Origin of the sequence: Dolichospermum planctonicum, assembly GCF_005402965.1 — a bacterium.
Classification (GTDB): Bacteria; Cyanobacteriota; Cyanobacteriia; order Cyanobacteriales; family Nostocaceae; genus Dolichospermum; species Dolichospermum planctonicum.
In genome coordinates, this window is sequence record NZ_BJCF01000078.1 from 1 (window position 1) to 12,241 (window position 12,241).

Consider the following 12,241-nt stretch of genomic DNA (forward strand, 5'->3'; position numbering starts at 1 on the left):
TGTTCCTGACCACAGCCATTTCAGTTAATTCCGCATCTGCCGCAGATGACATAATAACTGAAAACCAGAACAGTGAATTAAGCACCGATAAAACTGCAAAAGCTAATTCTGTAACCGATACCAAACAAGTAGTCGCCGCCGCAGAATTAGAAAAAACAGTGGCATCTGTTCCTGAGCAAAACCAACCACAGCTAATTGCACAAACTGGAGAAGGTAATCCAGATGATGTTAATAAAATCCGCCAGGATTTACTAATTGAACCCCTGATTAAGCTCAAAGTAGCACCAGCTCCTAAGCCCACCTACCCACCTGGACTCAGTTTTGCTGGGCCGAGTGCCTTCGGGGCTAACATGAGTGACGCATTTGTAGGATTATCAGGAACGACCGCTGGTAAAACGAGAAATGTGATCGACGGTAGTACTAGTCTCGGTTTTGGTTTAGGAGATTCCCAGAAACTAGTTGGTCTGGAATTCGCTTACAGCAACAATAGTATCAGAAAATTTGGAGTTAATGGCAGCTTTGACCTCAAAGCTCACCGCATTGTCTATGCTAAAGGAACCAATCAAGTTGGTGTAGCTGCTGGCTGGAATACCTTTGCCAATTATGGTACTGACCCTACCGGACCTTCCAGTGCCTATGGTGTGGTGACAAGTTACTCCCTTTTGAAGCCTAATGACTCTGTGAATAAAATGCCCGTCTCCTTCTCGGCTGGGGTTGGGGGTGGCAGCTTCCGCCAAGGTAATGCCAGTACTGGTGTATTTGGTGGAGTCGGTGTGCAAGTTCATCCCCAAGTCGGTGTGGGTCTAGGTTGGAGTGGAGTTGGTTTAAACCTTGGTGCTTCCCTAGTTCCTGTACCAACCATACCTTTAACCATTACACTCCAAGGTGTGGATCTCACAGATAATAGCACGGGCGGCACGATATTTGCCTTTAGCATTGGTTATGGTTTCAATTTCTTGCCTAAATAAACACTTCCATATCTAGAATATTTAGAATTTAAAGAATCATCATGTTGAAAATCAGAAATCTCATTTTTGCTCTCGGTCTGAGTCCATTAACATTAGCCGTCTGGCAATTACCCAGCCAAGCTGGAGGTAATGCACCTGGCTCTGGGAGTGGCAATAATAATTTGCAAGGTTCAACAATTACCCCTTTCTCAGTGCCGCCAGCAGCACTGCCAACAGGAGGAGGAGCAGCTGCAGGAGGAGGAACACCAGCAACAGAAGCAGCAGCAGCAGGAGCACCAGGAGCAGCAACGACAACAACAACAACAACGATAGGAGGAGAGACAGTAACAACAACAGCCGTAACAACACAAGCAACAACAACGGCGGGAACTCCTGTCACCATTCCTATAATACCGGGTGTTAAAATTACCATTACAGCTGGTATTTCCACGGACGGAAAGCTGTCCTTGGCTACAACTACAGGTGGTGACACAACTGCAACAGTTGCACCTACAGCAGCGACCGTAGAATCAACTTCATCTAGCCTCACTGTCACAGATGGTGAAACGGGAAAGACTGTTGTGCTCATCCTTGCCGCACAAAACCAGGTTGAAATCAATCAGTTGGGTGCCGCTATTATTCAGAATTTTAACAGTATAACAGGTGGTACAACAGGTGGTACAACAGGTGGTACAACAGGAAGTGTTGATGCTGCTGACATTGCTACGCTATTGACAGGTGGTGCTGGTGCACAACAGGCTGCGACTAACGTAACAAACAGCTTCATTGCTGGGGGTATTACCCTGGAACGAGCAACAGCACTAGTCACAGCCCTAACTGGTTTGTTTGCTTCTTCTAAAGGTTCCTTGCCAAATCAGCCCCTAGCCCTAGCAACATCAGGACAGCTAGTAGCCAGCACCAAACCTTTTAAACCGGTTACTATCATTGCTCAAGGCAGCGCTGGCATAAGTGTCAATATCAATAAGCTAAACGACGCTATTGTTGCCTACAACTCGATTATCCTGCAAAGTCAACCGCAAGCTGTTAAGAATCTCTCTCGCAATGGCGGTTTCGTCGGCATTGGTGGCATACTCAAACAATTGAAAACTGTGATCAAATAACCTTTAATTACGCAGACGCAACTCTGAACAATACCTGGGAGTTGCTGAATTGTGGTAGGTGACAAAGCTGGCTATGCCGACCTAAAAAACCTAAAAAATGCTAACAAAGTCCAGGTTTTTATAGTCCGTACTCTGTAGGACGGTAAATCTGAACGGTTCTTGACTCAGGTATGACTTATGCAAGTGGCACAAAAAAATATAATTTTTTTGAATTTTTTGGTTTTTAGTCAGGGCTAAAGCCCTGATAATCACCTCTTGTACCCGTAATCTTTTGTATCTGCCTCTGGCACTGATGAACTCCTTCCCAGACTCCATCTGGGAAGGAGAATTTGCGGCAAAGCCGCAAATACAGTAAACACAGTAGAAGTTCCCGCTGCTATTCCCTGGCTCTTTTGGGAAACGAGGGAAAAGAGGCGAAAAGAGGGGAAAAATTTATATAAAATTTATATGTTAACTTTGATAAAATTTTAGTATTTATAGTGTATTATGTAATAAATAAAAGATGTATTCCTCAAGTCAGGGAGTAATTAATGAGAAACAAGTTTGGATTAGGAACCTCTTTTTTGGTGACAACTTTAGCTATATCTAGTTTACTGGGTGTCACCTTTGCAGCACAAGCCCAATTACCGCCAGTTTCATCAGTAATTTATGTTGACCCTGTTAATGGTTTAGATCCTGATCAAGCTGGAATATCAGCAAAGCCGTATAAAACCATTACTTATGCTATGAGTCGGGCTGAAACGGGTACAGTTATTCAATTAGCTCCCGGTAATTATAGCAGCGAATCATTCCCGATCAAACTCAAACGAGGGGTAACATTACGGGGTGATGAATCCAGCAAAGGTGAGAGGGTAGTTATTTCTGGTGGTGGTGATTATATCAGTAGCATTTTTGCTAAACAGAATATTACTATCCTGGCAGATCAAGATACCACAATTGAAGGTTTAACCGTCACCAACACCAATGAAAGGGGTACAGGTGTATGGGTAGAATCAACTAACCCAACTATCAAAAACAGTACCTTTATTAACAATGCTAGAGAAGGAGTTTTTGTTACAGGTACAGGAAATCCTAAAATTGAAAATAACCGATTTGTGCGAAATAGTGCCAACGGGATTTCCCTAACCAAATCAAGCCAGGGGGAAATTCGTAATAATTTATTTCAGAATAACGGCTTTGGTTTAGCCATTGGTAATGATTCCACAACCACCCTAACAGAAAATCAAATTATTCAAAACAAGGACGGTATAGTGATTTCTGAATCTGCTAAACCTTTAGTGCGTAAAAACACAATTCAGAATAACAAACGTGATGGTATTGTTCTCATTCATGATGCTTTACCTGATTTGGGGACTAGTAATAACCCAGGTGGCAATGTCATTGCTAATAATGGTCGTTATAACTTCCACAATGCTACGAAAAACAACACCATGTTTGATGTCACAACGACAGAAACACCTGATTCTTCACAAACCGCTGATTTATCCGCCGGTGATCCTAACATAGCACTGCTAAAAAAATGGGAACTAACACCTATGGACTGTAACTCTGGTAGTGAAGTAGTCACCATCATCATGAGTCGCAGACGATACTGCATTACGCCCCATCCTGACTTAACAGCTAAACGTTACCAATATAATCAGGCTACTGGTAACCTTAAAGCTTTAGCAGATTCTCCTACATCTACTTCGTCTCGTCCAGGAGAGGGTTTATAGGTTTCTGTATCAAAGTGACATTTAATAGTTACAGAAAAGCAAAGTCTTAGATTATCTCTTCCAATTTTTTTAATATTTACGAGGTCTTATGAAACATCAATTGAAAACAGCGATCATAGTAGCAACTTTAGCCTTATCCAGTATTTTCGCTTTGGGGTCTACAGTTCAAGCTTTCCCAAAAGTAGATAATACTATAGATGATAGTGCTGATTCAGATCTAGATCCCTCCGAGGAAGCTTATACAGGAACTAAATTTAGCTGTGTATCTGATGAAAATGGTAACGTGGCCACCATTGGTCAGCGACCTGGTGGAGAACCCATTCCCGTAATTATTTGGACTTCAGACAGTTCCAAATATTTTGGTCAGAAAGTTAGTCCTCAAAGCCGTTGCCAAATCGTGACAGAAAGATTTAATCAGGCTGTAATTAATAGTGGTGGTAGCCTCAAAGATGTTGTCTTGACCAGCGGTACGGTAGGAAATAAAACCGTCATTTGCGTACTTTCCATCAACGATACTGGTTGTGATGGTGGCAATACTCTGTTTACTTTAAACCCGAAAAATGCCAAGAGACCAGACCAAGTTCTTACCCAAATAGCTCGAATCAGTCGTCAAGGTTCTAGTGCTGGCGTAATTCGGGAAACCGGGGGTCGTGTCCAGGTCAAATTGACTGCTTTGCTAAAAGGGAAAAGTGCTGCTCGAATTAAACCAGCTACTGGTGGTTTATAATAAGTAAGAGGATGTTTGGAAAGTATTAAGTTTAATTGCTTCAAAACAATAAAACAATTAGCTCCTGCAAAGCTAATTCTCCGACTGTAGTTTCCCCCATCGCCCTAACCTTATTTGACGAAGAAAGGGAAAAGGAAAAACCTTGGTTTTGGGAATGGGGGTTTCAAAACCTCTCCCCCCATAGAAAAGGTTTCCCGGAGGCCTTATGCAGTCAACTTGATGGGTGAACTTGACAACTTTCAAAATATTCTCTCACATCCTTAACTGGAAACCCTAAAAGTCTCATTTCTTCTTCTTTTTAACATTTAGAGGTCTTATGAAATATCAATTGAAAACAGCGATTGTAGTTGCTACTTTAGCCTTGTCTAGCATTGTTGGTTTGGGTTCTACAGTTCAAGCTTTACCACCTGTAGATAATAAAGTGGATACTAGTAGTAATAATTCAAATGTAGACCCATCGGAGGAAGCCAACACAGGAACTAAATTTAGCTGTGTATCCCAGGGTAAGGGTAACGTGGCTACCGTTGGTCAGCGCCCCGGTGGACAGCCTATTCCCGTCATTATCTGGACTTCTCAAACTTCAAAATACTTTGGTGATAAATTTAATCCTCAAAAGCGTTGCCAAATCGTCACCAAGAAATTAGGTGAGGCTGTAGCTAACAGTGGTGGTAGCCTCAAAGATGTTGTGTTGATGACCGGTCGAGTCAACAAAAGCAGTGTGATTTGTGTAATTTCCGCAAATGACACTGGTTGTGATGGTCGCAATACTCTGTTTACTCTCAAACCAGAAAACGCCAAAAAAGCAGACCAAGTTCTTGCCCAAATCATGCAAATTAGTCGTGAAGGTAGTAGCGCCGGTGTAGTTCGGGAAACAGAAGGTCGTGTGCAGATCAAATTGGAAGATGTGCTAAAAAGTAACCGTGGTCTGTCTATTGGCCAAGGCGCGAAAAAACCTGCTGTTAGAGATGATTCACGTGGCTTGTAATTATTAACTCAAGTTGCTAGTTATCTGAGTTAATCCAGGAAAAAAGTCATTTGTAATTAGTAGTTAAGGAAGAGATGAAGTTTTGATCTCTTCCCTAATTGCTAACATATAATTTCTTATAATTTGTAGGCATGATTTAATCCCCATTTTTTGTTTAATAATCATGTTTTCTCCCATAGCTCGCAGATTCTTTTTACTATTTATTACAACGTTTTCTGTGATTCAGTTGTATGCCCATTCCCACCCGGTAGTTTTGGGTGCTACGTCTTCTATAAATTTTGATATTACCGCCGCCGAAATTGCCAATCAAGTAACTGTCAGAATTTTCACTAAATTTGGTTCTGGCTCAGGGGTAGTTATTAAACATGAAGGGCAAACTTATACAGTATTAACAAATAATCATGTAGTTACTGATAGTCCTGAAGATGGTTATGAAATTTTGACTGCTGATGGTAACATTTATCCAGCAGAGCAAGTTAATTGTGTTAATACAAAAAAATTGGACTTAGCACTGGTGAAATTTACTAGTCCAGAGGATTATCAAGTGGTAACATTGCCAAAGTCAAAAGCTATTTCTGAGGGTGAAACAGTATACGCCTCTGGTTTTCCCGCTTGGCATTTTGTCTTCAAGGGTAAGAAGATCACTAAAATGGAAGAAACCCGCCATTGGGGAGTTAAAGCCTTTCAACTCAAAACTGGAACTATTAAAATGCAGCTGGACAAAACTCTCCCTGGTGGTTATCAATTAGGCAGCACTAATGATGTTTTTCAAGGCATGAGTGGAGGACCTGCCTTAAATCAGCAGGGTGAACTAATTGGGATTAATGGGCTATTAAAGTATCCTTTTCAAGGTATTGATGCTTTTACCTTTACCGATGGTACCATACCAAAAAAAGAAGATTATTTGCAAATGGAATCTCTTAGTTGGGCTATTCCTATTGACAATGTTCTTGATTTTCTCAAAGAACAAGAAATGGTTAACCAAGATCAAACATAATTACCAAGATATACAAAAAAACTCAGGATATGAATTTATATTTTACCAGGGTAAATTATACCATCTTGACTACGGCAGTAATCGCAACTATTGTAATTTCTCTACCAACGTCTGCTGCTGATACTGTTAGTACCCAAAAGATTGCTCAAATTGCTAAAAATACCTCAGTCCAAATTAATGCAGAGGGTGATCTTACTCCTGGAGGTTCAGGTGTAATTATTGCTAAACAAGGTAATATTTACACTGTCCTCACGGCTAATCATGTGGTATGTGATGATTTAGGACGGGCAGGAAAAATTACCTGCGCTACAGATATTACCTATTCTGTACGCACAAACACGGGCAAAGATTACCCTGTTAAAGATGTTAAAGTTTTACAAAAAACTAAAAATGACGCGGATTTAGCTATAGCTACTTTTGTCGCTACAGAAGATTATCCCATTGCTACCTTAGGAAACTCTGACCAAATGGTAGAGGGCGCTGATGTCTTTGTGGGTGGGTTTCCAGCGGTGTTTGGTAAAGTTGGATCTGCCAGAGACTTTGCTTTTACTACCGGAATGGTTGTTTCTCGCGCTAGTAAAGCTATTAATGGCTATGGTTTGATTTATGATGCCAAAACTATAACTGGTAATAGTGGCGGTCCGGTGTTTGATATTGCTGGTAGGGTTGTGGCAATTCACGGGTTAGCTGATACTTCAGCTAAGAATAAAACGGAAACCGGAGCAGTGGTGACACAAAAAACGGGATTTAATGCCGGGATTCCTATTAATACTTTTTTAGCTACAAATGAGCCAATTATTCAAAACACCCCCATGAAGAAGGATGATAGTCCTACGAATAAACCTGCTAATAATTTAAATAATCCTCAGTCAGCAAGAGACTTTTATGGTAGGGGTATTACTAAACTAGATCAATATAATTATCGGGAAGCTGCGGAAGATTTTACTCAAGCAATTAAGCTAGACCCTAAATATATAGAAGCATACTTCAAAAGAGGATATTCATATACCTGGGTCAGCAAACATCAAGAAGCCCTGACGGATTTTAACCAAGCTATTGTTCTTGATCCTAACTACTTAGATGCCTACCTCAACCGGGGTTGGAGTCAGCTATTCTTACAAAATGATCAAGCAGCCCTTGAGGATTTTAACCGCGCAATTCGTCTCAACCCTAACTATGCCGATGCCTATGCCCATCAAGGTATGGCTTATATTAAAATGGGAAAATATCAAGCGGCTTTGGAATCTTCTAAACAGGCTATTCGTCTCGAACCTCGCAACAGTTATGGGTACACTATTCAGGCAGATGTGCTTAATAACTTAAAAGACTATCCAGGAGCTATAAAAGTGTCAACTCTAGCTATTCTGATTGATCCTGATGATTTTAATGCTTACATTAATCGCGCCATAGCTTACACTTTAACTAGTGATTTTCAAAATGCACTTTCAGATTACCAAAAGGCCTCGGAAATATTTGCAAGACGTTATATTAAAAATCCTGTTTCTCTACCAGAACCACAGCCAAAACCAAGTTCTAATTCTCCAGCAGAACCACAGCCAAAACCAAGTTCTAATTCTTCTAGTGACCCAAATGTGGATATAATTAAAAGTTGGCAAGTAATTAATGTCCCCTGTAACTCTGGGGGAAAAGTAGTATCAATCGTGATTGATGGTAAAAAATATTGTGTACTTCCTCATCCCAGTTTAATGTCTAGGGGGTATCAATATAATCGGGATACAGGTAAGTTAGAACCTGTTGATGCCAATTTAGAGCTAATTAAAAGTTGGGAATTAACTGATGTCTCCTGTAACTCTGGGGAAAAAGTAGTATCAATTGTGATTGATGGTAAAAAATATTGTGTACTTCCTCATCCCAGTTTCATGTCTAAAAGTTATCGTTATAATCGACGTACGGGTAAGTTAGAACCTGTTAGTCCCGATTGAGAGCTAATTAACAAGATAGCCGTTGCGAATCCAAACTATTGCCTACCGCTATATTTTTCTAGAAGTGTCTCTACACTGGCATTATGATTTAAGAAGGAAAATAAATGCCTGTAGAGCAGTTTTCCATCTTTATCTAACACAAACTGCGCTGGTAAAGGCGCTCCTAATGCTTGTCCAGTCTTATAAGTACGAAATGTGTGGCAACTAGGATCACTCAATAATGGCATTTTTAAACCCAAATCTTTGACGATGATTTGACTTTGCTTTTTGTCAGTGCTAGTAATTAATAGAATTTCAATTCCCCGATTTTGGAAATGTTCATAATTTTCATTTATGGCTTGAATATGGGGATAACAAAAGGGGCAATATTGCTTTTCTGTGAAAATTCTGGTAAATGCCAGTATTACAGGTTGTTTACCTCGGAAATCAGAGAGTTTGATGACAGTGTTGTTAGTAATATCTGATAATTTAAAATCAGGTGTTCCTACACCCAATCTAAAATTATCTAAGGCTGGTATAGGTAAAAAGTTATGGAAAAATCTCTCATTAAATAAGCCAGTAAAATCAGTTGCAGTCAGCATAAAGAGTAATTTGTAAGTAATTTGTAAGTAATTTCTAAGTAATTTCTAAGTAATTTGTAAGTAATTTGTAAGTAATTTGTAAGCACTAATTCCTAATCCCCAGTTATCTAACCAGTTATCTAAATAGTAGAGAAGTAGATTTTAGACTTGACGGGATCAGGATTCATCGTTTTATCTCCTGGTTGCCAATCAATAGGACAAACTTCATCTGGGTGAGATTGCACGTGCTGAATTGCCTGTAAGATTCTCAAAGTTTCGTCTATACTGCGACCAAAAGCCATGTTGTTGATGGTAGCGTGTTGAAGTATACCATCTTTGTCAATGATGAACAAACCACGTAAAGCAACACCGGAGGAGGGGTCGAGAACGTTGTAAGCGGCGCTAATTTCTTTTTTAATGTCAGAAACCAGGGGATAATTTAAGTCACCAACACCACCGGATTTACGATCTGTTTGCATCCAAGCGAGGTGAGAAAATGCACTATCAACGGAAATACCGAAAACTTTCGTATTCAGGTTGCTAAATTCCGCATAGCGATCGCTAAAAGCAGTAACTTCAGTAGGACAAACAAAGGTAAAATCCAGGGGGTAGAAAAACAGAACAACATATTTACCGCGATAATCAGATAATTTAATTGGTTTAAACTCTTGATCTACTACAGCTGTTGCTGTAAAATCGGGAGCTAGTTGACCAACGCGGAGGCATCCCTCTATTCCGTAGGTGAACATCATTAACCTAACTCTCCTTCTTGGTACTTATATCTATTTTGCAGCCTGGGCATATTAGTTAAATGAAAATTACTTATCTACACAGTTATCATCTAATTATATATTATTTTGTTATTATGAGATAATAGATCATAGTCCCAACGCTGACGGCAAACATAATAACATAATTAAGTAAGCGCAAAAGAAGTAAATATTAACACTAGTAATACTGAAAAATAGCCGAGATTCCTCAACTTTAGAAAACAGGGAACCGGTAAAACAGAAACGAAAACAGAAACTTAGAATATCATGATTTTTCCTGTTGAAATTAGCCGCAGTGGAAATTATTAATTAGGAATTAGGATAGATACAGGCAATGACAAAATAGTCTAAAATATAAAAAAATAATTCACAAGACACAAATTCGGGAATTAATCAATTTTGGCATGAGGGGCATTATGTCCATTAACCTCACTATTGATACTTCACTGATACTTCACACTTGATCATGAAGATAAGTCCTAAATTCTCTGTTGATAAAACTTCTATTCAACCTTAACCAATCTCAATAAACGATAACATTATGTCTTACGTATCCGTCCTCAAAAACATACCGGAAATATTGAGCCAACCCACTGGAATAGCGGCTATAGCTTCCCTTGGTATCCATGGTGCCATTGCCTTAATTGTGCCATTAATGCCAGTTAACTCTAGTAATTCTGCGAAGATTGACCCATCGAAAGCAGTTCCGCTCATGGAATTGAGCGCAGCTGATCAAAAGCGATTACCGCAACCTCCCAAAATATCCCAGCTTCCATTACAGCAACCCCAACTACCACTACAGCAGCAACTACCGGGCGCTAGTTTGGGGAACTTAACAACTATCTATCCCCCTTTGCAACCAGAATCCTTTAATCCACCATTATCAGTTATTCCTAGCTCACCTATTCCTAGCTCACCAACCAACTATAACATCTCTTCTCTGCCTAGTAGACAAGCTATCTTGGGACTGATTCGCAGCAATTCACAGCGAGAAATACCTAGATTAGAAGCCAGATATACTCCCTCAGCGTCTCCTGATGTCAATAATCTCAGCGAGAGAATCCCAGAAACCGAACCCTTAGCAATTAATAGGCTACCAGAACTCAAGCAGAATAATGAAATACCTGGAGAACCACTGAATAATCCATCTCCTGCACAGTATGATATTGGCAGTAGAACGTCAACAGAAATTTCACCAACACAAGCAGTGAAATCAGAAAATAATGTGATTAAAATTCCTCAAGAACAGGAAAAAATAGCTTTAACAGACAATTCTCTAAGTAAATCACCAGAAATACTCACAACCGAGTCTGAATTTAAAAGTAAGGGAACTGAGCAATTGGTGGCTAAACTGCAATCTTATCGCGCTTTCAGACAAAACATTCAACAGGAATATCCGAATGTCAAAGAAAAAGGTGTAATTCGTGAAACCATCCCTAGTGATACAGCAGAGATGGAAAGTACAGTTTCGGGAGCAGCATTCATAGGTTCAGATGGCAAGGTTTTAGATATTAAATTCCAAGAGACCAGTATATCGCCTCAGTTACAATCTAAAGTAAGAGCATATTTCAAGGATAATCCACCTCAAGCCGATAAGCAACTGATTAGCTCTTATCCCTTCCAATTCAAGTTCCAAAATAATCTCAATGCTTCTGGAGTAAGTTCTAAGATTCAACCTTCTGCAACTCCCAATCCAGAAAAAGTATCTACAACTCAAACACAACCCGTACTAACTCCCAATCCAGAAAAAGTATCTACAACTCAAACACAACCCGTACTAACTCCCAATCCAGAAAAAGTATCTACAACTCAAACACAACCCGTACTAACTCCCAATCCAGAAAAAGTATCTACACCCCCGGATACTAAGAAGACCCTTGAGACTGCCACCGTAAATACTCTTAATCCTGTAACTTTACCGACACATAAAGATAATTCCCTTGCGGGCAATACTGAGTCTCATAAAAAACTAATCCAAAAGTTACGCCAAATCAAAGAAGAAAGAAAAAATCCTCAATAATCATTTGTCAAAGGGTAAGAGGGAGGAAAACCTGAGCAATTACCAGCCCCGACAGATATGATATAAGTTAATGAAAAATGGACTGGATTACTCTACTGCGATCGCTACAGTCTGACTTTCTCAACAGGTTAAAATCTGGTTGTCTACTTCATTGCGAAGTTGAAGGTCAACATAGTGAATTAACTATTATTTCTGGTGATAGATTAAAGACATTACGGGAATTTTGTTGGTTAATGACGGAAAAATATAAACGCACCTCCCCAGTCCGTGATGTTTTTATTAAAAACCTGAAAGGTAAATTAGGAGAAGAAGTTGTTAAAGAAAGATTAGCCATACTCTCTAATCTCGAAATAACGTAGTATACTGGGGTTAATCGTATTTAACCGAAAGATGAAATACCTAACCCCAGAACAAGTTTACAAACAATTTGGCTACCACCCTAAGACGACGGCAGAA

10 protein-coding genes and 1 pseudogene are annotated in these 12,241 nt (G+C 39.8%); 9 read left to right on the plus strand and 2 right to left on the minus strand.

The window, feature by feature from the left end:
* The 7 genes from FFO06_RS19920 to FFO06_RS19955 form a co-directional block, all read left to right on the plus strand.
* On the plus strand, nt 1–968 hold a 968-nt coding region (locus FFO06_RS19920), incomplete at its 5' end, for a hypothetical protein (protein WP_137909584.1).
* 41 nt (nt 969–1,009) lie between these two features.
* A complete protein-coding gene (locus FFO06_RS21255; protein WP_162501216.1) occupies nt 1,010–2,068 on the plus strand; it encodes a hypothetical protein in 1,059 nt (352 codons plus the stop codon).
* A 530-nt stretch (nt 2,069–2,598) separates the two neighbouring features.
* Nucleotides 2,599–3,783, plus strand: a complete 1,185-nt coding sequence (locus FFO06_RS19935; protein WP_137909587.1) for a DUF1565 domain-containing protein — start codon at nt 2,599–2,601, stop codon at nt 3,781–3,783.
* Nucleotides 3,784–3,871: 88 nt separating this feature from the next.
* Entirely contained in the window at nt 3,872–4,510 is a 639-nt protein-coding gene (locus FFO06_RS19940) for a COP23 domain-containing protein (RefSeq protein WP_137909588.1), read from the plus strand.
* A 316-nt stretch (nt 4,511–4,826) separates the two neighbouring features.
* Nucleotides 4,827–5,495, plus strand: a complete 669-nt coding sequence (locus FFO06_RS19945) for a COP23 domain-containing protein (RefSeq protein WP_137909589.1) — start codon at nt 4,827–4,829, stop codon at nt 5,493–5,495.
* Between the two features lie 163 nt (nt 5,496–5,658).
* A complete protein-coding gene (locus tag FFO06_RS19950) occupies nt 5,659–6,492 on the plus strand; it encodes a S1 family peptidase (protein ID WP_137909590.1) in 834 nt (277 codons plus the stop codon).
* 29 nt (nt 6,493–6,521) lie between these two features.
* Nucleotides 6,522–8,435, plus strand: a complete 1,914-nt coding sequence (locus FFO06_RS19955) for a tetratricopeptide repeat-containing S1 family peptidase (RefSeq protein ID WP_137909591.1) — start codon at nt 6,522–6,524, stop codon at nt 8,433–8,435.
* 35 nt (nt 8,436–8,470) lie between these two features.
* On the opposite strand, the gene FFO06_RS19960 is transcribed toward FFO06_RS19955, so the two are convergent.
* Both FFO06_RS19960 and FFO06_RS19965 read right to left on the minus strand, forming a co-directional pair.
* Nucleotides 8,471–9,016 (minus strand): peroxiredoxin family protein, encoded by a 546-nt coding sequence (locus tag FFO06_RS19960; protein WP_137909592.1) that lies wholly within the window; start codon nt 9,014–9,016, stop codon nt 8,471–8,473.
* A 119-nt stretch (nt 9,017–9,135) separates the two neighbouring features.
* The gene (locus tag FFO06_RS19965; RefSeq protein WP_137909593.1) at nt 9,136–9,747 is read right to left on the minus strand and encodes a peroxiredoxin; all 612 of its coding nucleotides are present in this window, start codon (nt 9,745–9,747) and stop codon (nt 9,136–9,138) included.
* Nucleotides 9,748–10,306: 559 nt separating this feature from the next.
* Here FFO06_RS19965 and FFO06_RS19970 point away from each other — a divergent pair.
* Nucleotides 10,307–11,785, plus strand: coding sequence for a hypothetical protein (locus tag FFO06_RS19970; protein ID WP_137909594.1), 1,479 nt, complete (start codon nt 10,307–10,309; stop codon nt 11,783–11,785).
* 77 nt (nt 11,786–11,862) lie between these two features.
* A pseudogene (locus tag FFO06_RS19975) lies at nt 11,863–12,117 on the plus strand (tetratricopeptide repeat protein); the annotation flags it as partial.
* Between the last annotated feature and the right edge of the window lie 124 nt (nt 12,118–12,241).

Excerpts from the sequence above, each read along its gene's own strand:
- FFO06_RS19945 (WP_137909589.1), top strand. The coding sequence starts at position 4,827 with ATGAAATATCAATTGAAAACAGCGATTGTAGTTGCTACTTTAGCCTTG.
- FFO06_RS19965 (WP_137909593.1), bottom strand. The coding sequence starts at position 9,747 with ATGATGTTCACCTACGGAATAGAGGGATGCCTCCGCGTTGGTCAACTA.
- FFO06_RS19970 (WP_137909594.1), top strand. The coding sequence starts at position 10,307 with ATGTCTTACGTATCCGTCCTCAAAAACATACCGGAAATATTGAGCCAA.
- FFO06_RS19940 (WP_137909588.1), top strand. The coding sequence starts at position 3,872 with ATGAAACATCAATTGAAAACAGCGATCATAGTAGCAACTTTAGCCTTA.
- FFO06_RS19955 (WP_137909591.1), top strand. The coding sequence starts at position 6,522 with ATGAATTTATATTTTACCAGGGTAAATTATACCATCTTGACTACGGCA.
- FFO06_RS19950 (WP_137909590.1), top strand. The coding sequence starts at position 5,659 with ATGTTTTCTCCCATAGCTCGCAGATTCTTTTTACTATTTATTACAACG.
- FFO06_RS19935 (WP_137909587.1), top strand. The coding sequence starts at position 2,599 with ATGAGAAACAAGTTTGGATTAGGAACCTCTTTTTTGGTGACAACTTTA.
- FFO06_RS21255 (WP_162501216.1), top strand. The coding sequence starts at position 1,010 with ATGTTGAAAATCAGAAATCTCATTTTTGCTCTCGGTCTGAGTCCATTA.
- FFO06_RS19960 (WP_137909592.1), bottom strand. The coding sequence starts at position 9,016 with ATGCTGACTGCAACTGATTTTACTGGCTTATTTAATGAGAGATTTTTC.